This is a genomic window from Nocardia sp. NPDC056564 (assembly GCF_042793755.1).
Lineage (GTDB): Bacteria > Actinomycetota > Actinomycetes > Mycobacteriales > Mycobacteriaceae > Nocardia.
This window is the reverse complement of record NZ_JBHTUR010000005.1, coordinates 300,233-322,081: the sequence shown is the minus strand read 5'-3', so window position 1 is coordinate 322,081 and position 21,849 is coordinate 300,233. Positions and strand designations below refer to the sequence as shown.

Sequence of the window (21,849 nt, the reverse complement as noted above, 5' to 3'; positions counted from 1 at the left end):
CAGCCGACCATGGTGCTGTCATCAGCTCGGCGCCGACCTTGGAGACGATATGACCTCGGCAGTAGACACCACGCGGATCCGGCGATTGCTGGATCGGCCGTTCACGGTCGGCGATCTGACCGTGTCGAACCGGATCGCGATGGCACCGATGACGCGGAACATGTCGCCGGACGGGATCCCCGGCGCCGACGTCGCCGAGTACTACGCCCGCCGGGCGGCCAACAACGTCGGCCTCATCATCACCGAGGGCACCTACATCAACCGGGCCGCGGCCGGCGCCTACCCCAACGTGCCGCACTTCTACGGTGAGCAGTCCCTGGCCGGCTGGGCGCACGTGGCCGAGCAGGTGCACCTCGCCGGCGGCCGGATCATTCCCCAGCTGTGGCACACCGGGGTGGCCCGCACGGCGACCGAGCCGCCCGCCGAGAGCCCGTCCGGGGTGGGGCTCGACGGAGGCCCGGCCGGAAACGCCATGACCCAGCGCGACATCGACGACACGGTCGCCGCGTTCGCCGAGGCCGCCGCGGCGGCGGAGCGGCTCGGCTTCGACGGCGCGGAACTGCATGGCGCACATGGCTATCTGATCGACAGCTTCCTGTGGAGCGGCACCAACCAGCGCACCGACGGCTACGGCGGTGACCCCGCGTCGCGGGCCCGGTTCGCCGCGGAAATCGTCGCGGCCGTGCGTGCCGCCGTCTCCCCCGGCTTCCCGCTGTTCTTCCGGCTTTCCCAGTGGAAGTCCGGGAACTACGAGGCGAAGATCGCGGACAGCGCGGCCGAGCTGGAGCAGATCCTGACCCCGCTGGTCGACGCGGGAGTCGACGCCTTCCACGCCTCGACCCGCCGCTACTGGCTGCCCGAATTCGACGGCAGCGACCTCAATCTCGCCGGTTGGGTCAAGAAACTCAGCGGCAAGGCCACCGTGACCGTCGGCTCGGTCGGGCTGGATCAGGAGTTCGTCGGCGCCGCGGGCTGGCAGAAGCAGGCCGAGGTGGCCGGCATCGATCAGCTGCTCGATCGCCTCGAGCGCGACGAGTTCGACCTCGTCGCCGTCGGCCGCGCCCTGCTCGCCAACCCCGACTGGGCGAACAAGGCGCTCCAGGGCCGCCTCGACGAGGCCATCGCCTTCGACCGCGGCGTGTTGAAGTCCCTCAACTGAGACCCGGAGCTCGGCTCAATCACGTTCTCCCGCAGCGCCGCCCCGCAGGAACCGGTCGATCTCGGCCGGAGTCCGCGGGGCGACGTCCGCCGGAGTAAGCGTCAGGATCTCCCGTCGATAGTTCCGGATCTCGAAGCGACTGTCCGGCGTCGCTGCCGACAGCAGCCGGAGCCCGCGCTCCAGCATCGATCGGCGATACACCTTGAACCTCTTCTCCCGCAGCGACGTTCGACCGCCGAGTTCGGCGAAGCCGTTCGCACTGCGCAGATCGAACTTCAGGTCGATCACCGGGTAGGGCGCACGATCCCAGCTGGTCGAAGGCATCGCGTCCCGCCCCTGCATCCGCGCTTCGACCAGCGTCTCGGTGTCCTCGTCGCCGATCTCGCAGTCGAGAATCGGGACGGCCCAACCCACCCGGCCGCCATACCGGTTGCCGCACAGCGACGGGGCACGAAACAGCACGTGATCGAATCGGCCGATCGATGCGGGCAGCTTGTGATGGGATCGGCCGTCGAAGGCCAGTTCCGTTCGCGGGCAGACGAAGTCGAGGAAGGCCGAGATGGTTCGGGGATCGTGGCCTGGCTGTTTGACCACGAATTCCAGGCCACGACGCTCGTCCGCGCTCAGCACTAGGTACTGATAGAAGGCCCTCGGCTGGAAGTCGAAGAACTTCGCGAACACCCCCGCGCGCCCGTCGACCGGCGCGTAGCCCGCCCAGTAGGCATCCCACGCCCCCGCGTACCGCTTGTCCTCATGCACCCGCATCACGTCGAGCAGCGGGGCGTCCGCCATCTCGTCGGCAGCCTCGACCAGCACCGGCGCCGCCACCTCGACGTATCCCTGACGCTGCTTCTCCCGGACCTTCCTGGCCAGATGCCGCTCGGCATGGGCCAGATCGTCGAGCGTCATGCTCGATCCCAGAGCCTTGCCGCCCACCTGTCCCCAGGACATGTGACAGCGGATTCCCGCACGGCGGATCCGCCAGAACCGCACCACGCCATCGTCGTTCTTCTCGAAATATCGCACCTCGGACACGCCTTCATCTTGCCGGGTTACGCGGTATACCCGCCGTCGATGTTAAGGCTCGAGCCGGTGATGTAGGCCGCGTCGGGCCCGGCGAGATACGCGACGAAGGCGGCGACCTCGGGTGCGGTGCCGAATCGGTCCGTGGCCATCACGCCGAGCTGGGCGGATGCGGTAGGTCCGTCGGCGGGATTGGCGTCGGTGTCGATCGGGCCCGGCTGGATGTTGTTGACGGTGATTCCGCGCGGGCCCAGTTCGTGCGCGAGACCGCGGGTCAGGCTCGCGAGCGCGCCCTTGGTCATGGCGTATACCGAAAGGCCGGGGAATGGCGTCCGGTCGGCGTTGATACTGCCGATATTGATGATCCGCCCGCCGTTGCCCATGTGCGCCAACGACTCTCGGATGGCGACGATCGCCGATCGCACGTTGATCGTCAACATCGCATCGATCTCCGCCGGCTTCAGCTCGGTGATCGGGGCCATCGTGGCGACGGCGGCGTTGTTGACCAGGATATCGAGGGTGCCGAAGCGGTCGATGGTCTGCGCGACGGCGGACTCGACGTCCCGCTCGTGCAAGCTGTCGGCGTGGATCGGGTGCGCGGTACCGCCCGCCGCACCGGCCGCGGCCGCGACGGTCTGCGCGCGCTCCGCGGAGTTGGCGTAGGTGAATGCGACCCGCGCACCGTCGGCGGCCAGCCGGGCGACGATACCGGCGCCGACACCCCTGGATCCTCCCGTCACCAGTGCGGTCTTGCCCTCGAGCAGTCGTGTTGTCATCTGCGGCACCCTCTTCCAGTTTTTGAACGTTCACTCAAATACAGCGGAAACGGCCCGGTTTGTCAAATTTGAGGGATCACTCAATAACTGGTAGCATGCAGCTATGGCGAGGCCGAGGAAGTTCGATGAGCAGGCCGCTCTGATCGCCGCGCGAGATACGTTCTGGGGCAACGGTTACGCGGCGACATCGGTGCAGAACCTGACCGACGCAACCGGATTGGGAACGCAGAGCCTCTACGGCGCGTTCGGCAGCAAACGCGACCTGTTCCTGCGGATCCTCGACGACTACTGCACTCGTCAATCGACCGGACTCGAGGCCGCCGTCACCGCGGACCCGAGTCCCTGGCACGGCATCACCTCGGCGGTCGTGTTCGAGGACGGTGGCCGCATGGACCTACCGCCTCAGGGCTGCCTGATGGCCAGCACCGTCGCCGCGCTGAGCACCCACGACGAGGAGATCCGGGCCCGCGCCTGCCGGGCCCAATCCGAAACCCGCACGCTGTTCACCCGTCTGCTCGCCCAGGCTCAGGAGAACGGCGAGATCGACGCCGACCTCGATCTCGAAGCCACCGCCCGCGCCCTGATCGCCGTCATGCAGGGCATCGAATTCCTCTACAAATCCGGCATCGGCGACGAGGAATTACAGCTCACCAAAACCGCCGTACTCGAGCTGATCGAACGCTCGGTCACCCGCTGACGACAGCGGCGCCACCCGGGGCACGCTCCGGCGGCGCGAACCAACGATCCGTCCGCGATCGCCGACCGCGAAGTCGGCGGCCGGCCGACCACTCGTACAGCGGGTCGGCGCCGTCCTCCGCCCTACTCCGGCACCGCCGATCTCGGTTGCGCCAGAACGGTTTTCACCGGGACGGCGACGAAGCCGCCACCGATCACCACGATTCGATCGGCCTCTCGGCTCCAGTACACGGCCGAATAGTTGGAGCGGTCGTCGAACATCTCGGGTGGCAGGGGGATGTGGGTGCCCTGGTCCGGGAAGTAGAGGGCGCCGACGTTGCCCTCGTCGTTCTCGCCGAACTTCAGGAGCAGGCCGCCGTCCGGGCCCGGACGCACGGCCATCACATTGGTCCATGCTTCGACATGCCGGAGCGGGGCACCGCCTCGATGGATCTCGTGTAGACGACGGCCGGACAGATAGAAGAATCCGTCGTCACCGGCCGGCACCGCGGTGAACGTGACGAACGAGCGCTGTGCGCCCATCTCGAAGGACCGGACGCAGCCGGTGGCCGCGGCGTCGAGCTCGTAACCGTTTCCGTCCCAGATCAATACGGTGCTGCCGTCCGCGAGCCGGGCGTCCCCGGTCAGCGGAAGCGCGGCATCGCCGATCGAGCTCTTCACCACCGCCGCCGCCGGGATGCAGGGAATCTGTTCCCACGCACCGGATTCCGTGAGCCACAGCGGGCCGGGCAGCGGGTCACCGATATTCAAGCCGCCGAATCTCAGCAGGTGGGTCTTGACTTCGTGCAACACCACGGGGCGATCACCGAGGAAATAGCACTCGTGCGCGTAGAGGTCGGCCTCGCCCGGCCCCTTGGCCGGCAGTACGCGCGGGGCGTCGTCCGAGCCGTCCACCAGGATCGGGCCGAACACCCGCGGGCGCGCCGTCGTGTCGACGGTGGACTGCGCCAGCCACCCACCGGCCGGCGAGCGTGCCGCCCCCACCCAGAATTCGTTGCGCTGCAACGCCAAACGCGGCGGCCACGGCTCGAGGTCCCACAATTCCACCCGCGGTGCCCGGCCGTCGCTGTGCGACAACAGGAATCCGTCGACGATGGCATCGAGCACGCTCGCGATCGGCGAGGCCGGCGCGGTCTGCACCTCGGCGGCCGGAGTTCCGTCGTTGCCCAGGTATTGCGCCCACATCAGCTCCGGATCGCCCGGGAACTCACCGGCCGCGGGCACCGCGAGATCGGTTGCCTCCCAATACCCCAGCTTGCGGTCGACCGCCGCCCGCAGGGTCGCCACGATCCCCCGGTACTTCCGCTGCTCGCCCTTCGGCATCGGTTCGAGCTGCTCGTGCAGCCACTCCAGCACCTCCGCGACATGATCCGCGGGCACATACAGACCCGTCGAGTAATTCCCGCTGAACCACCCCGACGAGAACCGTCCACCCAATTGCGGATGCGCCGCGACAACTTCGGTGAACAGCAGGTCCGGCGCGTACTGCGCCTTCGGTTCGAATACCGCGTCCGGGAACACCCGCCCCGGTTCGAACGCCAGGCTCAGCGCCAGTCCCCGCTCGTACCGGTACGGCAGCATCGAAGCGCTGAACATGATCGCCGCGACGGACACCGCCTCGGCCGCGGCCCGCCCGTCCGCGCCCAGCAGCAGCTCCCGTACCTGCCGCCACACCTCCTCGGCCCCGGGATGCACCCGATCCAATGCCGTCGGCCCGCTCGAACTGCCGAGCAGCCTGGGCACGAACTGCTCCCGAATCGCGCCCTCGTCCACCAGATGCAATGTGCAGTCGTATCCCATAATCCTCCGCCTCGTCCTGCGCCCCCACATGCAACCACGAGCACGACAGCCACGCGAGGCCCTAATCTCCCGGTCATGTTTCTCGGCCGCGCGGTCCGACAGCCGAGACCTCCTCGACTACGGGTCGGCGGATCAGCGCCGGTGTGACCGCGCCATCAGCGCGGCGAGTACCCGCTCGGTCTTGGTCTCGCCGGCCGCGACCGCTAGACCGTGCCGGCGCACCATGGCCTCGAACCTGAGTTGCTCTGCCGCGGCCCGACTTTCCGTATCGGCGAGTGACTCCGGCGGCCGGGCGGTGACCCTGAGCGACAACTCGAGCAACTCGAGCTCGGCGATACACCACCGTTCGACATCGACCTCCAGATCCCCCAGGCGCACCCCGGTCCATTTCGTCGACGCGATCGGACCCAGCGCCGAGAGGTGATCGACCGCGACGCCGGGCGGCGTGCAGCTCACCAGGAACTGACGCTGCGCCGAGTCCAAGGCGGCGGTGACGTCGGTGCCGAGCAGCGCGGCATCGCGCAGTGATCCGGGCGGCCGCTCGCCCACGGCCGAGGCGGACAACACCCGCCGCTCACCACACCAGTCGCTCTCGATGCGGTACTCCAACGCCTCATCGGTGAACGGCGCGGCCCACCTGCCCGCCAATTGGGAACGGCGACATGGCCGTAACTTCACGGTCAGGTCGTCGCGCGCGCCGCTGCGCAACCGGATGACGATCCGGCTCGACAGCAACGCCGATGCCCGGCCGGAGCGGTCACGGCGCGACTCGGCGAACCAGATGCGGCGTTCGGTAGCGGGATGCCCCGAACACCGGAGCCGGGTCAGCGCGTCCGCGACGTCGCCGGCGAGATTGACCTTGATCTCGATCGGAGTGATCACACCAGTGCCCTTTCGTGGTGCTCGCCCCGAGTACCTCCCCGCGGCCGCGACACCATCGAAGACAGCGTTGGCCCACCCGTCACCGAGCCGCGCGCGTAATTCGCTACTCGATTACCTCGAAGCCGCCATCGGCGGCACCTGGCGCGGCCGTGCGCGCTGGGCTCCGCGGGCCGGACCGCCGTGCACAGGCACACCGACACCGGGCGGGGGCGTCGTTGCGGAATGTGTGCCCCCGTTCCGCACAACCGCCGACTCCATCGCGAAATTCGAGTAGCGGCATCTGCAGCCCGGACGCGACGAGCGGGTTTGAAGTAGCCGACTACGCAAGACGGACCCCCCGCTCCGGCCAAAGACTATGCATCCGATCCGATCTCGGACGAGCCGCGCGCTCGCACCCGCCACTGGGAGGTCCTTTGATAGTCAGGGCACAACCGACGACACCGTCGCCGGGGTCCACATCGCCGGCTCGCCGAAGGCCCCGTGCGATCCGCTTGCTGGCCCGGGTCGCCGAGACGATCGACCGCGCCGTCGGCTGGTCGAGGTTGCCCACGCCGCTGGGGTTGGCCGTCCTGGTCGGGCTGCGTAGCCGGTTGCGCGCGGAGAACCTCTTCGACACCGGACCGCATCCGGCCGGACCGCTCCCCGCCGACCCGGCCCGCGTCGGCGAACAGCTCCGCGCGCGCACGGTCGACGGCACCTACAACTCCCCCGACGATCCACGCGCGGGCTCGGTCGGCTGCCGGTTCGGCCGCAACGTCCCGCTGCGATTCACCTACCCGGAGGATCCGGCCCGGATGCTGGAGCCCAACCCGAGGCTGATCAGTCGGCAACTGCTGACCCGCGATCGTTTCCAACCTGCCACCACGTTGAATCTCCTTGCGGCGGCCTGGATCCAGTTCGAGGTGCACGATTGGTTCAGCCACGACGACGCCGACACCGAGCCGTGGGCGGTCCCGCTGAACGACGATGATCCATGGCCGGCCCGGCCGATGACGATCCCCCGCACCGCCGCGGTCCCCAGCCCCACCCCCGGCGGGCCGCCGACCTACCCGACCGCGGACACCCACTGGTGGGATGCCTCGCAAATCTATGGCAGCACACCGAAATTCGCCGCCGCACTGCGGACCGGCGACCAGGGGCGACTCGAACTGGACGAGCTGGGACTGCCGCCGCTCGGCGTGGAAGGCCTGCTGGAGCTGTCCAGCGCGGCGGCCAACGCCTGGGTCGGTCTCGCCCTGCTGCATTCGCTGTTCATGGCCGAGCACAACGCGATCTGCGCTCATCTGGCGCGCCGCTACCCGGACATGACCGACGACAACCTCTATGACACAGCCCGTTTGGTGAATTCGGCGTTGATCGCCAAGATCCACACCATCGACTGGACACCGGCGATCATCGCCCACCCGACCACCGTTGCCGCCATGCGCGCCAACTGGTTCGGGCTTCTCGGTGAGCGCGTGCAACGACGCTTCGGCCGGCTCAGCGGCAACGAAGTGCTATGCGGCATACCGGGATCCGCCCGCGACGACAGCGGGATCCCGTTTTCGCTCACCGAGGAGTTCGTCGCCGTCTACCGGATGCATCCGCTGATACCCGATGATCTGCTGATTCGCAGCCTCGCCGACGACAGCGTCCGCGCCGAGCACCCCTTCCCCGATCTGGGGGTCGCGCACATCCGCGAGCGGCTCGCCGAAACCCCGATGGACGAGCTGTTCTACTCGTTCGGTCGCGCCCACCCCGGCGCGCTGACACTGCACAACTATCCTCGTCATCTCCAGAATCTGACCCGCCCCGGACATCCGCTCCTCGACCTCGCGACCGTGGACATCCTGCGGGTCCGTGAACGTGGCGTGCCGCGCTACAACGAGTTTCGCCGGCAGTTGCGGCTGCGACCCGCCACCTCATTCGAGGAACTGACCGACAACCCGCTGTGGGCGCGTGAGCTCGAACAGGTCTACGGCGACGTCGAACGGGTCGACCTCATGGTCGGGCTCTACGCCGAACCCAAACCGCCCGGATTCGGCTTCAGCGACACCGCATTTCGGCTGTTCGTACTGATGGCGTCGCGCCGGCTGTCCGGTGACCGGTTCTTCACCACCGACTTCCGCCCCGAGGTCTACACCGAGGCGGGCATGGCGTGGGTACGGGACAACACCATGCGCAGCGTCCTGCTGCGGCACTTCCCCACTCTGGCACCCGCTCTCGACGGCGTCGCCAACCCGTTCGCTCCGTGGCGGAGCGTCGATCCGCAGAGCAGGCAAAGGAAACGATCGCAATGACCGATGTGGCAGCGCCGCGCACGACCGCGCAGAAGTACCTCCGTTACCGCGACGACCTCGAGCAACCGCGCCCCGACGAGGAACAGATCATCGACAAGATCATCACGGTGCTCCGCGGCAACAACGAACGCGCCTACCGCAAGTACAAGCACGGATTGCGCGACGCGCACGCCAAGGGACACGGCATCCTGCGCGGCGAACTGACCGTGCATCCCGGCCTGCCGCCGGAACTCGCACAGGGCCTGTTCGCCACCCCCGCCAACTATCCCGTCATCGCGCGCCTGTCGAGCACCTCCGGGGTGATCCGCAGCGATCAACTGCGCGGCGTGCGCGGCCTGGGCATCAAGGTGGTCGGCGTGCCCGGCGCGCGTGCGCTGCCCGGCGACGAGGCCACCACTCAGGACTTCATCATGGTCACCCACCGTGAGTTCCTGTTCGCGGACGCCCACGCCTATCTCCGCCGGGGAATGCCGATCGCGTGGGTGCTGGCCCGGCTGCCCGACCCCGTCCTCCAGACCGGCAGCAGCATTCTTTCCGCGCTCGACAAGCATGTGTTGCGGCGCATCGGACGTCCCCTCCCCCCGAACCTGGCCGTATTCGTTCGGCCCAACACCCACATTCTGGGGGAAACGTTCTATTCATCGGCGCCGCTGCGCTTCGGCGACTACGTCGCCAAGCTGCTCTACACTCCGGTATCGCCGGAGGTCACGGCACTGCGTGACCAACCGGTGCGCCGCGACGCGGGCAGCAACGCCCACCACGATCAGGTCGTCGACTTCTTCGCCAGGCACGGCGCCGAATACGAGCTGCGCGCGCAACTGTGCACCGATACCGACACGATGCCCATCGAGGACGCGACCGTCGCCTGGCCCGAGGCGGCGTCGCCGCACCGGACCGTCGCCACCATCCGGTTCGACATCCAGAATCCCGACACCCCCGAGCGGCGCGCGTTCGGCGACGACGTGGTGTCCTTCAACTCCTGGCGCGGCCTGCTGGCGCACCGGCCGATGGGCTCGATCAACCGGCTCAAACAGCGCGTGTACGAGGCGTCCAGCAACTACCGTCACGGCGTCAACAACGTCCCCCGGCTCGAACCCACCGCGGACCAACTTCCCCGATGACCTCCGCGCCGCGCACCCACCCCCGTCCACCACCCCGACCGGTCGGCCACCCGCAGGTCGACGCGGAACGGCCGCCCGGGGAAACACATCGCGGCGCCGCGCCGCGGTCTCTACACTTATCGCTCATGGGGGATCGCTGGCAGCTGCTCGATCGTCCCGACAAATTCGAGGCGGTCCGCGCGGCACTGACGAGCACCGACACCGGCGGTGTCGTGCTCGTCGGTGCCGCGGGCATCGGCAAAACGACGCTCGCCAGGATCGTCACGTCGGCACTGAGCGCCCCGGTCCGGTGGGCGGCCTGTACCGAGTCGTCCCAGGCCATTCCGCTGGGCGTCTTCGCGCCCTGGATCGCGCCCTCGGCCTCGCGCGATCCCATCGCACTTCTGTCGTCGGCGCGGGAAAACCTACTCGCCCAACCGAACACGGTCATCGGCGTCGACGACGCGTACCTGCTCGACAATCTGTCCGCGACGCTGCTGCACCAGATCGCCGTCGACCACAGCGCCCACATCGTGGCCACCGTGCGGACCGGGGAACCCGTGCCCGACGCCGTCACGTCCCTGTGGAAGGACGGCTACCTGGAACGCATCGAGCTGACCGCACTGACCAAGGAGCAGTGCGTCGACCTGGTCGAGACCGTGCTGAGCGGAACCCTGGAGGGGCTCAGCGCCGACGTCATGTGGGAATCCTCGGGCGGTAACCCGCTGTTCCTGCGCAACATGATCGAGGGCGCGGTCGAGGCGGGCACCCTCACCGAGGTCAACGGCGTCTGGCAGCTGCGCGGTCCGACCGCCGTGCCCTCCGGGCTCGTCGCACTGCTCGGCGAGCGGCTCGCCCGGTCGGGCGAGCCGGTCCTGGACACGGTGAAAACGCTGGCCATCTATGAACCGCTCGACATCGACATCCTCACCGACCTCGTCGGGGCGGACGCGGTCGACGCCGCCGAGATCGCCGGCCTGATTCGGATCAGCCACGACGGCTGGCCGAGCAGCGCGCGGTTCAGCCATCCGCTCCTCGGTGACGTCGTTCGCCGCCAGATCGGCACCGCCGCGGCGCGCAAGCTGCGCGGCCGCATCGTGGAGATGCTGCGGGAGCGCAGTCTCGGCACCGCCGCCGACCGGATCCGGCTGGCGCAACTGTGCGTCGACAGCAACCAGCCCATCGACCTCGAGCTGTTGATCACGGCCGCGAAAGACGCTGTCGCGCTGTCCAACCTGCCGCTGGGGGAACGACTCGCGCGCGCCGCCAACGACCGCGGCGGCGGGCTGGCCGCGGCCGAATTGCTCTCCCGCGCCCTGCTGTGGCAGGGACGTCCGCTCGAAGCCGACGAGATCCTGGCCGGCTTCGACCCCGACCAACTCGATCAACTCCAACTGGTCCAGTGGGGCATTCCGCGCGCCAGCCTGTTGTTCTGGTCCCTGCGCGACGCCGACCGCGCCCGCAAGCTGATGGACCTGCTCGGCGAGCGCGTCGAGCATCCCGCGCTGCGCCTGGTCATCGACGCGGTGAACGCCGCCATGGCGGTGCACGAGGGCCGCATCGCCGACGGCATCGAGGCCGCCGAACGTGTTCTCGCCGACCCGAACTCGCCTGGACACGCCGTCGATTTCGCCGCGTTCGCCGCGGGACTGGCGATGCCGGTGGCCGGGCGCGGCGCCGACTACGCACCGATCGCGGCCCGGAGCCGGGCCCAGCGCAAGGCAAGCGACGGCATGATCCGCGCGATGGTCCGGTACTGCGATGTGCTGGCGCTGACGGTCATCGGCGAATTCGACCTGGCCGAGCAGCGCGCCACCGAGAGCTCCGAATTCTCCTCCGCGGGACAGTTCGCCGGCTGGGCGATCGCCAAGATAGCCGTCGGCGTGGTCACCACATACCGCGGCCGGTACCGTGCGGCGATCGCCGCGTTCGAGCAGGCGCTGGCGGCGCTCGACGCCGAGGCCGCGCTCCCCTGGCAGTTGCCGGCCCGGCTGCTGCTCGTCCGCGCCTACGCGTCGGTGGGCGACGCCCAACAGGCCGAGCGGGTCCTGCTCGAGGCGGACGAACACACCGGACCGCACATGGCGCTGCACGAGCCGCAGCGCATGATCGCCCGCGCCTGGCTGGCGGCCGCGACGCACAACCAGCACTCGGCCGTCGAATTTGCCCGCAAGGCCGCCGAAATCGCCCACCGCACAGGGCAATACGCGTTGGAGGCGGAGGCGCTGCACTATGCCGTCCGGTTCGGCGACCGCACCCTCGCCGCGCGGCTGCACACGCTCGCCGGCCGCGTTCAAGGTCCCGTGGTCGGGATCTACGCCCGCCATGCCGCCGCCTTCGGCCACTCCGACGTCAACGCACTGGCCGCGGTCAGCGTCGAGTACGAAACCGCCGGATTGTTGCCCGCGGCCGCCGATTCCGCCGCACAGCGGGTCCCGCTGCACGACCGCGCGGCCCAACGCCTACTCAGTGCGCAGGCCTCGGCCCGCGCCCTCGAACTGGCCGCCCGGTGCGACGGGGCGACCACCCCGGCCATCGTGTCCGCCGCCCAGCCCCTGCCGATCACCGCGCGCGAACGGGAGATCACCGCGCTCATCGCGCGCGGACTGTCCAACCGCGAGATCGCCGAGCGGCTCTGTGTCTCGGTGCGAACCGTAGAGGGCCACATCTATCGGGCCTGCTTCAAACTCGGCGCCGCCGACCGCGAACAACTCGCCTCCATGATCTGGCGGGACGACGACCACTAGGCCCTTCGCCCGATTCGGGTAGCGATCTACTCGTGTCCGGGGTCCCTGACCTGCGGTCTGATGGTGTCGACAGCGATATCGGCCGAGAGACGGGCGAAATGTGGGTATCGAAACCAGCGATGATGGGATGGCCGGCCCGGTCCGGTCCGGCTGATCCGCGGGTGGCCGGGTGCGCAGCCGGTACGGCCGCCTCCGGCGAGGCGCTTCGGCCGGCCGCGCAGGTCTTGTTGTTCGGGGGGTTCGAGTTGCGGCAGGGCGGGCGCAAGGTCGTGCTTCCGCTGCATGCGCAACGGGTGCTGGCCTACCTGTCGCTGCATCGGATGACCGGCGAGGACTGCGGGCGGCAGGTGCTCGCGGAGCGGCTGTGGGAGAACTCGTCGCCGGAGCGATCGTCGGCCAGCCTGCGCACGGCGCTGTGGCGGATTCGGCGGGCCGGCCCCGACCTGCTGGCGGGCGACGCGGAACGAGTGCGACTGGCCGGCCACGTCGCGGTCGACGTCGACCGCTTCCGGCAGCGCGCGGAGGCGATGCTGTCGGGCACCGACTGCCCACCGGCGAACCTGCGGATGCTGTGCACCGCGGCCGAGCTGTTGCCCGGCTGGGACGAGGACTGGCTGTTGCTGTTCCGCGAACAGGTGCGGTTGCTGCGGTTGCACACCCTGGAGGCGGTCGCGCGCCGGTTCTGCGCGCAGCGACGGTATCCGCAGGCCATCGACCTGATCCTGCGCGTCGTCGCCGCGGAGCCGTTACGCGAATCGGCCCAGGCGATCCTCATCGACGCCCACCTCGGCGAGGGCAATGCCGCCGAGGCGCGCAGGCAGTTCGACCGCTTCGCGGCGACGCTGTGGCGCGAACTCGCGCTGCGCCCGTCCGCCGATCTCGGCCATCGGGTCGGCCTGCCCACGGTCGCCGCGACTACGCGAGATTGACGCTCCCGAGCACGGCGCCGTCGCATGCTGACGCGATGCCGGCCGATTTCACCCACGCACCACCGCCGACGCGGATCGCCGGGCTGCGCGCGGTGCCGATGCACATCCAGGAGCTGCGCGCGGTGCTCACCCTGGATGCCGCGACCGGCACGGGCTCGGTCGAGGCGACGGTCGACTACGTGGTCGGGCCGCACGCCGGAGCGCCGATCTTCGACCTCCGGCAAACCGTGCTGACCTGCCGGCTCGACGGGTCGCAGCTCGACCCGGCGAAGATCGCGTCCCGCGATGCCGGCGCAGGACCGTACAGCTCGATCCGAGTCATCGGCGTCCCGCAGGCCGCGGGGTCGGCGCACCGGCTGGTCGTGACCTATTCGCTGGCGACGCCGGACGCCGACCTCGGCGGCGCCTATCCGCCGGTACTGCAGCGGGCGAACGGTGGGCTTCGCTGGTCACTCGGCATGTCCGATCTGTATGCGGGCCGTTATCTCGAAGCCTGGTTTCCGTCGAACCTGCCCTTCGACCAGTTCCCGTGGACGCTCGAATTGCGGGTCACCGCAACCACGGTCGCGCACTCGCTGATCACCAACGGTGCGGTGACCGCGGCCGGCGTCAACGCCTGGACCGTGCGGTTCCCGGCCTGGTTCACCACCATGTCGGCACTGCTCGAGCTGCGTCCGTCCGACACGGTGGTGCTGCGATCATCGACCGTCACGCTGCCGGTGTCCGGGCGATCGGTGACGGTGGAGACGTGGAAACCCGTTGGCGGCCAAGAGAATCTGCCCGCGCTGAATGCTCGCGTCGGCGCACTGCTCGCGGACTACGAGACCGCCTTCGGTGCATTCCTCGGCAGCCGCTTCGTCTGCTTCTTCCACGGCGCGGGCGGCGGCATGGAATACGCGGGCGGCGCGACCACCGCGGCAGGCGCGCTCGGTCACGAGGTGTTTCACTCGTGGTTCGCTCGCGGCGTCAGCCCGGCGGCACAGACCGACGGCTGGTGGGACGAGGCGTACACCACCTTCCGCGACGACGGCGACACCCGCACCGAGCGTTTCGATTTCACCCGGCCGCCGGTCCGCCTCTGCGCCAGGCAGCCGTTCCAGCGCACCACCCCGATCGCGGCGTACGACGAGGGCAGCCGCTTCTTCCGCGGCGTCGCGGACCGGATCGGCGCGGCCCCGCTGCGCACCCTGATGGCGGGGTGGTACCAGGCTCGGCAGGGCACGCCGGTCAGCACGGCCGATATGGTCGCGCACCTCGTCTCCGGTTCCGGCGCACCGGATCTCGTCGACGCCTTCCACCGATTCGTCTACGGCTTCGCCGAGCCGACGCCGGACGCGCGTCTCGAGTTCGTCGCGACGCCCACGCTGTGGGTCCGCCGTGCCGACGACGGCGTCCCCACGCACGCGAATCCACACACTGGACAGGACAACTGGATTCACGCCCGGGTGCGCAATCGCGCGGCGGCCGGACCGTGCCGCCATTTCGTCGTGACCTTCGCGATCAGGACCACGACGACCACCGCGCCCACCTACCCCGCCGACTTCTTCCCCGCGCAAACGGCGACGGTGGGTTTCGATCTCGCACCGGGCCGCTGGCGCACGGTGTCCGCGCGCTGGCCCGCGGCACTGGTGCCCGCCCGCGGCACCCGGGTGACCGTGCTCGCGTCGGTGCACGCCCGCCGCTCGCATCCGGCGTCAGGCACCCACGTGTGGGAGCAGGCGTCGATTGCCAAGCGCGACATGACCGTTGACTGATCGCGGCGTGGGCGGCGGCGGGGTGATCATGCCGACCCGGCCGAACAATTCCGGTGACGGGCGGATGCTCAGCTCGGTCCAGAGCAGGTCCGCGAACATGCGCAACTGCCTGCGCGCCTCCACCACATTGCCCTCGCACAGGTGCGCCTCGATCAGCGCGGCCTGCGCCGACTCACGCAGTGGTTCCTCGGCGACGACGGCGAGCATCACATCGATCGCCTCCGGGTAGCGCCCCTGCTCGGCGAGCTTGCGCGCATCCACCTCCAGCGCGTGTAACCGCATCTGCCGCAACTGTTCCCGGGCCAGCAGCAGCCAGGTTTCGTCCCAGCCCGGCAGCAGATCGTTGGTGCGGGCGAGCAGCGCGGCCCGGTCCCGCGGGCAGTCGCATTGCTCGGCCAGCATCCGCTCGGCGTTGCGGCGGAACTCGTGCACGTCGACCGCGACCTCGGCGCCGAGCCGCACCCGGCCACCTTCGCCGCGCACCAGCGCGGGACTGGCCTGCCGGATCCGCCACAGCGCGGTCCGCAGGCTGGCGCGCGACCGGTCGACGGTCGCGTCGGGCCAGAGTCGTTCCGCGAGTACCCCGCGGTCGCAATCGGGTTCGGCGATCTGGTCCAGCGCCAGATACGCCAGTACGCGGCGCGAATGCTGGGGCAGCGCAACATGGCTCGCGTCGACCCGCAGCGCGAATCCACCGAGCAAGCAGATGGCGAGCTGCATCGAATCATCCCTCCGTCACCGGCCGGGAAGTGGCCGGTCGAGCAAGCGTGCCGAGTCCGCGCTGCGCGCGCGTCAACACCGCGTCAACGCCGCCCACCCGGCATTGACGGGAGTTGGTATGGCCGCGCGCGACCGTGGTCCGGTGAGTGGACCCGAGAGCAAGACCATCGTGGTGCGGGCCTGGCGTGACCGCGGCCTGCTGATCATCCGGGTGCTGGCCGGTTCCGGCGATCTCGGCTCAGGTCAGGAGTGGGTTTTCGCCGATATCGACGCCTCGCTGGCGCACGTCGGCGCATTGCTCGGCGAACTGCTGGGGGATCCGGCGCCCGACGAGACGAAGCGTTGACGCTCGCGCACACCGCGGTCCCGCACAGTGACGCGAAACGCCCGTCGTTTGCGGAGGTGACCACAATGCGCAGTGACTCCTTTACCGAGTCTCGCGGTGATACCGAGGACTATGTCTCGCCGTTCTCCGGGCTGTCGCCCTTCGGCGAAGCGGTGGATCACGCGACCGAACAACCGGCCGCCGAATTCGACGAATCACCGTTCGAAAGCTACTCGTTCACCGAGTCTCCGTTCGGGGAGCACTCCTACTCCGAGGCCGACGAGCAGTCGGCGCTGGCCACCGAGTTCCTGGCGGCGCTGCACGACGAGGAGTTCACCGAGGCATTGGAGCAGCTGCTCGACGCGGGCGCCGCCCGTGCGCTCGCGGATGCCCAGCAGTGGTCGATGACGCCGTCGGAGTCCGAATGCCGGGAATCGCTGCAGGAGTGGATCGCCCCGTTGATCAGCGAGTGGGAACGCGCGGTCGACGGCTTCGCGAGCGGACTGGAGAACGCCGATCTGCACGGTCTCGCCGAGCAGGAACTCGACGAACTGCTCGACTCGCTGCACACCCCGGCCGCGCTCGGGTCGGAGGTGTTCGAGAATTTCCTCGGCAAGATCGTGCGCAAGGTCAAGTCGGTCATCAAGCAGAAGGTGCGCCAGGCGATCGGATTCGTGAAGAATCCGGTCAAGGGCGTCATCGGCCTCGCCAAGAGCGGGCTGGACACGATCAAGAGCGGCCTGCAGACCGTCGGCAAGCACCTGATCGGCCCGCTGCTCGAGCGGCTGAAGAAGATCGGGCTCTCCTTGCTGAAGGGGGTCGTTCAGAAGCTGCTCAATCCCCTGACCCGGATCCTGCCCGCCGAGATCCGCCTGCTGGTCCCGATCCTGGCGAAGCGTCTCGGCATCGGCGAGGCCGCCGACGAATCGGCGGACGAGGCCGACGAGGGCACGGACGAATCGGGCACCGCGGCAGCCCTGTCCGAGGCCTTCGACCAGCAGCTCTTCGCGATGTTCACCTCCGAGGAGACCGATGAGGCCGGCGCCGAGGCGTTCGATGAGGCGGATTCCGAAGAGCCCGAACACAATACGGTGGCCGAGCTGGACGACGCCAGGGCCCGGCTCGCGGCCCAGTTGAGCACCTACACCGGAGCCGAGGAGCCGATCGCGGAGATCGAGCAGTTCGTGCCCGCGGTGCTGGCGATCCGGCCACTGCTCAAGCTGGGACTGAAAGTCACCGGCGCCCGGGCGAAACTGATCAATCTGATCGCGCAGCCGCTGGCCAAGCTGATCAAGGGGATGGTCGGTCCCGAGGCCGCGCGCACCATCGCGAGGATCGCCGGGCAGGACCCGTCGGTCCTGATCGCGCGGGCCGTGGTCGGTGTCGGGTTCACCGCGCTCGGTCTGGAAACCGCTGGACAGGAAGAAGATACGATTCCCGGCGAGGCACTGGCCTCGGCGGTCGAGGCGACGGTCACCCGGGTCCTCGACGAACTGCCCGAGGCGGCGTTCACCGATCCCCTCCAGGTCAGCGCGGCGGTGCAGCGCGCGTTCGCCGAGTCCGCCGCCGCCTACCTGCCGGACCGGCTGTTGCGGGCCGACCTGCCGGAACGCGAGACGGCCGAGGAGGGCGGATTCTGGGTGATGATGCCGCGCTCGACCGGACCGCGTTACCGATTCCGCAAGTACACCAAGGTTTTCACGATGCCGATCCCCCGGCAGGTCGCGCGGGCGGTGCGCTGGAACGACGGCGGCACGCTGGAGACCTATCTGCTCGACCGTGGGGTCGACCGGTGGCCGGTGCAAGCCGAGATCGACCTCTACGAGACGCTGCCCGGCACCCTGCTCGGCCACCTGACCCGCGACGAAACCCTGCCTGCCGCAGAGCAACCCGGCGCCGACGAGTTCCAGCCGCTCACCGCGGAGGCCGCGGGACTGCTACTGCGCGAACCCGGGTTGGGCCGCCGCAGGCGGGTCGGGACCGGACCGGGCGCCTACCGGCCGGTGCCCGGGCAGCGGTATTTCCGGGTCCGCGTCGCGAAAATGCCCGGCCGCAAGGCGCGTCGGCCGCGCAGGCTGACGACGGTGCGCTGGGATCCCGCGACCAAGCGGATGGCCGTCGTGATCAAGCTGTCCGAGCGGCGAGCTCGCGGTCTGCAGGCCCGGCTGCAGCGGGCCGCGCCCGCGGGGCAGCGGGATCTGCCCGCCGTGCTGTCGGCGTTGCGCGAGATCTTCCTGCCCCGCCTGCAGTATCGGATCGCCCGGCGGCTGCTGAAAGCCGCGGTGGTCACCGACCCGGCCGCGGCCGCCAAGCTGGCCGGCGAGCTGACCGCCGCGACCAGCACCGGCCTCGCCACCTATCTCGCCCAACGCGGCGCCCAATTCGCCGCCGCCGTGGCCGATCCGGCCGACGGGGTCACGCTGACGGTGACCTTCACCGGCGTGGCGCCGGATTCGGCGCAGATCCCGGCGCCGGAAGTCGTCGCGACACCTGGATTGACGTGATGGACGCCCGATTCGCCACCGAGACAGCCGCCCTCGCCACCGAGGCGAGGCACTGGCGGCGCGCCAGCGCGGCGCTGGGCGACCTCGAGGTCAGCGCGTCGCCGGCGGCCTGGCGGGAGCTCGAGTCCTATCTCGGGCTCAGCGTCCGGGCGAGCCTCAGCGGCCAGGCGCGCAGGCTCACCGCGCAGGCCGATCGCACGATCTTCACGATCAAGGGCGCGACCACGCCGGACGACCTGAAAACCGCACGCGCGGAACTGCTCCGGCTGCGTCGCCGCTACAGCCGCGCCGAGGCCGTCGTCGACTTCTATTGCGACGCGGTGAACACCCGGACGAATCCGCGCATCGCCGCGGTGCTGCGCGGGCTGGACGCGTTGGCCGTGCACAGCATGGATCAGGTGTTGCGGCCGTTGAACATCGACACCCCGTCGGTGCTGACCTACCTGGACAAAGGGATGGGCGCCTCGATTCTGCGGGCCGGCGCCCGGCTCTGGGATGCCTCGCTGTCCCCCGCCGCCGCCATCAAGATCACCCGGCACAATCTCTGGCAACCGACCTCACTGGTGCACGAGACCGGCCATCAGGTCGCCCATTTGACCGGCTGGACAAAGGAATTGGCGGCCGCGCTGCACACCGTGCTCGCACCGCACAGTCTCGTCGCCGCGGAGGCGTGGCAGAGCTGGGCCGCCGAGGTCGCCGCCGACGTCTATGCGTTCTGTCTGCTCGGTTACGCACCGGTGCCTGCGCTGGCGACCGTCGTGGACGGGCCGTCGAGCCAGGTGTACCGGATGCCCTTCGGTGACCCGCATCCGGTCTCGGCGCTGCGGGTGCAGTTCAACGCGGCGCTGTGCCGGGCATGGTTCGGGGCCGGACCGTGGGACGCGCTCGCGACGCGCTGGACGACCAGGCACCCACTCACGCGGGCCGGTTCGGATGTCGCGGCGATCGTCGCGGCGAGCATGCCGCTGCTGCCCGCCATCGTCGACGTGTGCACCCGGGTGCCGATGCGCGCCTTCCACGGTGTGCCGCTCTCGGCCCTGGCCGACCCGCGGCGGGTGGCGCCGGGCGAACTCACCCGGCTGGCCGATCGCGCGGGCGAATCGCTGTACACCTCGACCTACCTGCAACGGGTCGAGCCGATGCGGATTCTGGCGCTGACCGTGCTGCGCGGTCTCGAATCATCCACCGCGCCAACGGCAATGGAGACCTGGCTGCGACGGATGGGTGGCGGCGACCGACTCGCCGCCTGAACGGATAGATAGGAGACCGACATGGATAACGAGCCAGGCAACGGGACCGCCAACGTGGATCAGCTGATCCAGTTGTGCACCGCCATCATTCAGCAGTACCGGCCGCCGGACAGCGCCCCGTCGAACACGCTCGAGGAAGGCAACGACCTGACGCTGTCGATCTTCTCGGAGCTGCAGTACGCGTTGCAATCACGCAACCTCTCGGCCAAGGGGCCGGCGACGCAGGCGCTGCCCGCCCAGGTCGATGTGCCGCACGGCCGGTTGGTGTTCACCCGGGCACTGCCGCGCTACGCGGAGCGAGTAGTCGCCATCTACCGCGGCAACCGTGCTCCCGCCATCCTCGAGCGGATCTACGACCAGGACAGCCGAGACGGTGGGAACGGTGGGGACTGCGAGCAGCGACCGACGTTCCGACTCCCCCACGCCGACGAGGCGATCGCAGTGCAGATCCAGGACTGCCACGAACGCGTCCGGCTCGTCAGCTTCGTGACGTACGCGCCGATCGACACACCCGGATCCGATTCCAGGGTCGCCGTGTACTCCGACTCGCCGCAAGCACTTTAAGGAAGGCAGCGCCATGTTTCGACAGTTGGCTACTCAGCTCCCCAAACTCACCGGCGGGCTCACGCCGGCCGATGCGGTCTTCACCTTCCACCCCGAGCAGCTGAGCCGGTGGCTGGACGAGATCTGGGCACAGGGCGGAATCACCGCCTGGCCCAAGGTCATCAACCAGACCGCGGTGCCGCTCGGCGACCCGGCCGCGGTCAAGCTGACCCAGATCCCGGACAACCTCATCAAGGAGTCGTTCCGGTCCGGTGTGCGCGGGCCCGCGGGGACGCCGCCGTTCCCGCCGCCCCTCGGCTACAACCCGAGCAACGCCCCGCAGGTGGCGCCGCTCTGGGATCACATGTTCTACGCGTACCTGGTGGAAAGCACCGGTATCGTCGAGATCTTCGCCGAGGTGGTGCGGCGCTACGTCGTCGGCGAGACGCTGCCCGCGCCGACGGTCGAGACCATGACCTGGGTGCGCGCCACCGAAGAACTGTTCTTCCGTGATCCGCCGCTGTTCCGGGTGGGCGGCCTGACCAGTCAGCTGCGCCCGGACGCCAGGGTGAATCGGCGAAATGCCTACTGGCGCATGTTCGGACTCGATCTGCCGCATCCGGCGCCCGGCGCGGACAGCCAGGCGTGGAAGCGAGATGCCGGGGCCGCCAGCAGCATTCGGTTCATCGAGATCTGGAACGAACTGCTGCGGCAGATCTGGCTCGGTATCGAGAACGAGCGCAACACATCCGGTTCGAATCCGACCGACGCGAGCTACATCGGGTACCTGTGCCAGACGATCGCGGAGATGCTGCGGCTGCGCCGCCTCGGCGGGATGCTGTCCCGGGAAGAGTTCAGTTATGCCTGCCTGTTGAACTGGTTCCACCTCACCGTCGACTACGAAAGCGCGGTGGTGCGCGACCTCAGCGCGAACGCCGGTATCGCCGGTGGCAATCCCGCCGACCGGCTCGCGACGGTCGGCGCCAGGGTCGGCGTCGCACCGTCGCGCCAGGCCCGCGAACTCTTCGAACTCGCCTCCCTGGTCTCACCCCTGCTGTGGGCCATCGAGCTGGGCGTGTTCGACGAGCAGCCCCAGGCCGCGCTGCTCTACCGCTCCACCGGCGTGCCGGGCACCGGGACCAAGCCCGCGCAGACGATGACCCGAATCATCGACCTGTGGCAATCGGCGACCGGGGAGCGGGTCAAGGACCTCGCGGTCACCATGCGTCGCACCACGAACCAGGTCCGTTCCGCGCAACCGGCGAAACTGCTGCCCGCCGGCGTGCTGTCCGGCGCGACCGCGCCGGCCGCACCCGCGACGAACGGACATCGACGAGTCGCCCCTCGGCCCTGAGCCGTTGG

General features: G+C 69.3%; 17 protein-coding genes. 12 read left to right on the top strand and 5 right to left on the bottom strand.

Features of this window, described 5'->3' with window-relative positions:
- The first annotated feature begins 49 nt into the window (after positions 1-49).
- On the top strand, positions 50-1,159 hold the full coding sequence (locus tag ACFQ9K_RS16165; RefSeq protein WP_378717830.1) for an NADH:flavin oxidoreductase: 1,110 nt from the start codon (positions 50-52) through the stop codon (positions 1,157-1,159).
- Positions 1,160-1,174: 15 nt separating this feature from the next.
- Here ACFQ9K_RS16165 and ACFQ9K_RS16160 read toward each other — a convergent pair whose 3' ends face one another.
- The gene (locus ACFQ9K_RS16160) at positions 1,175-2,194 is read right to left on the bottom strand and encodes a WGR domain-containing protein (protein WP_378717831.1); all 1,020 of its coding nucleotides are present in this window, start codon (positions 2,192-2,194) and stop codon (positions 1,175-1,177) included.
- Between the two features lie 17 nt (positions 2,195-2,211).
- Positions 2,212-2,958 (bottom strand): SDR family oxidoreductase, encoded by a 747-nt coding sequence (locus tag ACFQ9K_RS16155; RefSeq protein WP_378717833.1) that lies wholly within the window; start codon positions 2,956-2,958, stop codon positions 2,212-2,214.
- Between the two features lie 103 nt (positions 2,959-3,061).
- Between ACFQ9K_RS16155 and ACFQ9K_RS16150 the strand changes: the two genes are divergently transcribed.
- Entirely contained in the window at positions 3,062-3,655 is a 594-nt protein-coding gene (locus ACFQ9K_RS16150) for a TetR/AcrR family transcriptional regulator (protein WP_378717835.1), read from the top strand.
- A 122-nt stretch (positions 3,656-3,777) separates the two neighbouring features.
- Here ACFQ9K_RS16150 and ACFQ9K_RS16145 read toward each other — a convergent pair whose 3' ends face one another.
- Positions 3,778-5,454, bottom strand: coding sequence for a hypothetical protein (locus tag ACFQ9K_RS16145; protein WP_378717836.1), 1,677 nt, complete (start codon positions 5,452-5,454; stop codon positions 3,778-3,780).
- 132 nt (positions 5,455-5,586) lie between these two features.
- A complete protein-coding gene (locus ACFQ9K_RS16140) occupies positions 5,587-6,336 on the bottom strand; it encodes a hypothetical protein (protein ID WP_378717838.1) in 750 nt (249 codons plus the stop codon).
- 485 nt (positions 6,337-6,821) lie between these two features.
- Between ACFQ9K_RS16140 and ACFQ9K_RS16135 the strand changes: the two genes are divergently transcribed.
- The 5 genes from ACFQ9K_RS16135 to ACFQ9K_RS16115 all read left to right on the top strand — a co-directional run bounded on the left by ACFQ9K_RS16135 (position 6,822) and on the right by ACFQ9K_RS16115 (position 15,145).
- Positions 6,822-8,615 carry a peroxidase family protein gene (locus tag ACFQ9K_RS16135; RefSeq protein WP_378717866.1) on the top strand — a complete coding sequence of 598 codons (1,794 nt, stop codon included), beginning with the start codon at positions 6,822-6,824 and terminating at the stop codon, positions 8,613-8,615.
- Positions 8,612-9,736 carry a catalase family protein gene (locus tag ACFQ9K_RS16130; RefSeq protein WP_378717839.1) on the top strand — a complete coding sequence of 375 codons (1,125 nt, stop codon included), beginning with the start codon at positions 8,612-8,614 and terminating at the stop codon, positions 9,734-9,736. The genes ACFQ9K_RS16135 and ACFQ9K_RS16130 overlap by 4 nt, the downstream gene beginning before the upstream one ends.
- A 125-nt stretch (positions 9,737-9,861) precedes the next feature.
- Positions 9,862-12,462 (top strand): LuxR C-terminal-related transcriptional regulator, encoded by a 2,601-nt coding sequence (locus ACFQ9K_RS16125; protein WP_378717841.1) that lies wholly within the window; start codon positions 9,862-9,864, stop codon positions 12,460-12,462.
- A 119-nt stretch (positions 12,463-12,581) separates the two neighbouring features.
- Positions 12,582-13,391 (top strand): BTAD domain-containing putative transcriptional regulator, encoded by an 810-nt coding sequence (locus tag ACFQ9K_RS16120; protein ID WP_378717842.1) that lies wholly within the window; start codon positions 12,582-12,584, stop codon positions 13,389-13,391.
- A gap of 35 nt (positions 13,392-13,426) precedes the next feature.
- Positions 13,427-15,145: a hypothetical protein gene (locus ACFQ9K_RS16115; protein WP_378717844.1), complete on the top strand. Its 1,719-nt coding sequence runs from the start codon at positions 13,427-13,429 to the stop codon at positions 15,143-15,145.
- Here the strand turns inward: ACFQ9K_RS16115 and ACFQ9K_RS16110 are convergent.
- The gene (locus ACFQ9K_RS16110) at positions 15,086-15,865 is read right to left on the bottom strand and encodes a BTAD domain-containing putative transcriptional regulator (protein ID WP_378717846.1); all 780 of its coding nucleotides are present in this window, start codon (positions 15,863-15,865) and stop codon (positions 15,086-15,088) included. The two genes, ACFQ9K_RS16115 and ACFQ9K_RS16110, sit on opposite strands and share 60 nt — an antisense overlap.
- A 142-nt stretch (positions 15,866-16,007) precedes the next feature.
- Between ACFQ9K_RS16110 and ACFQ9K_RS16105 the strand changes: the two genes are divergently transcribed.
- The 5 genes from ACFQ9K_RS16105 (at position 16,008) to ACFQ9K_RS16085 (ending at position 21,841) form a co-directional block, all read left to right on the top strand.
- Positions 16,008-16,211 (top strand): hypothetical protein, encoded by a 204-nt coding sequence (locus tag ACFQ9K_RS16105; RefSeq protein ID WP_378717847.1) that lies wholly within the window; start codon positions 16,008-16,010, stop codon positions 16,209-16,211.
- A gap of 65 nt (positions 16,212-16,276) precedes the next feature.
- On the top strand, positions 16,277-18,694 hold the full coding sequence (locus ACFQ9K_RS16100; RefSeq protein ID WP_378983261.1) for a hypothetical protein: 2,418 nt from the start codon (positions 16,277-16,279) through the stop codon (positions 18,692-18,694).
- Positions 18,694-19,944 carry a hypothetical protein gene (locus tag ACFQ9K_RS16095; RefSeq protein ID WP_378717852.1) on the top strand — a complete coding sequence of 417 codons (1,251 nt, stop codon included), beginning with the start codon at positions 18,694-18,696 and terminating at the stop codon, positions 19,942-19,944. The genes ACFQ9K_RS16100 and ACFQ9K_RS16095 overlap by 1 nt, the downstream gene beginning before the upstream one ends.
- 21 nt (positions 19,945-19,965) lie before the next feature.
- On the top strand, positions 19,966-20,508 hold the full coding sequence (locus ACFQ9K_RS16090) for a hypothetical protein (RefSeq protein WP_378717853.1): 543 nt from the start codon (positions 19,966-19,968) through the stop codon (positions 20,506-20,508).
- A gap of 13 nt (positions 20,509-20,521) precedes the next feature.
- A complete protein-coding gene (locus tag ACFQ9K_RS16085) occupies positions 20,522-21,841 on the top strand; it encodes a hypothetical protein (protein ID WP_378717854.1) in 1,320 nt (439 codons plus the stop codon).
- Positions 21,842-21,849 lie beyond the last annotated feature (8 nt).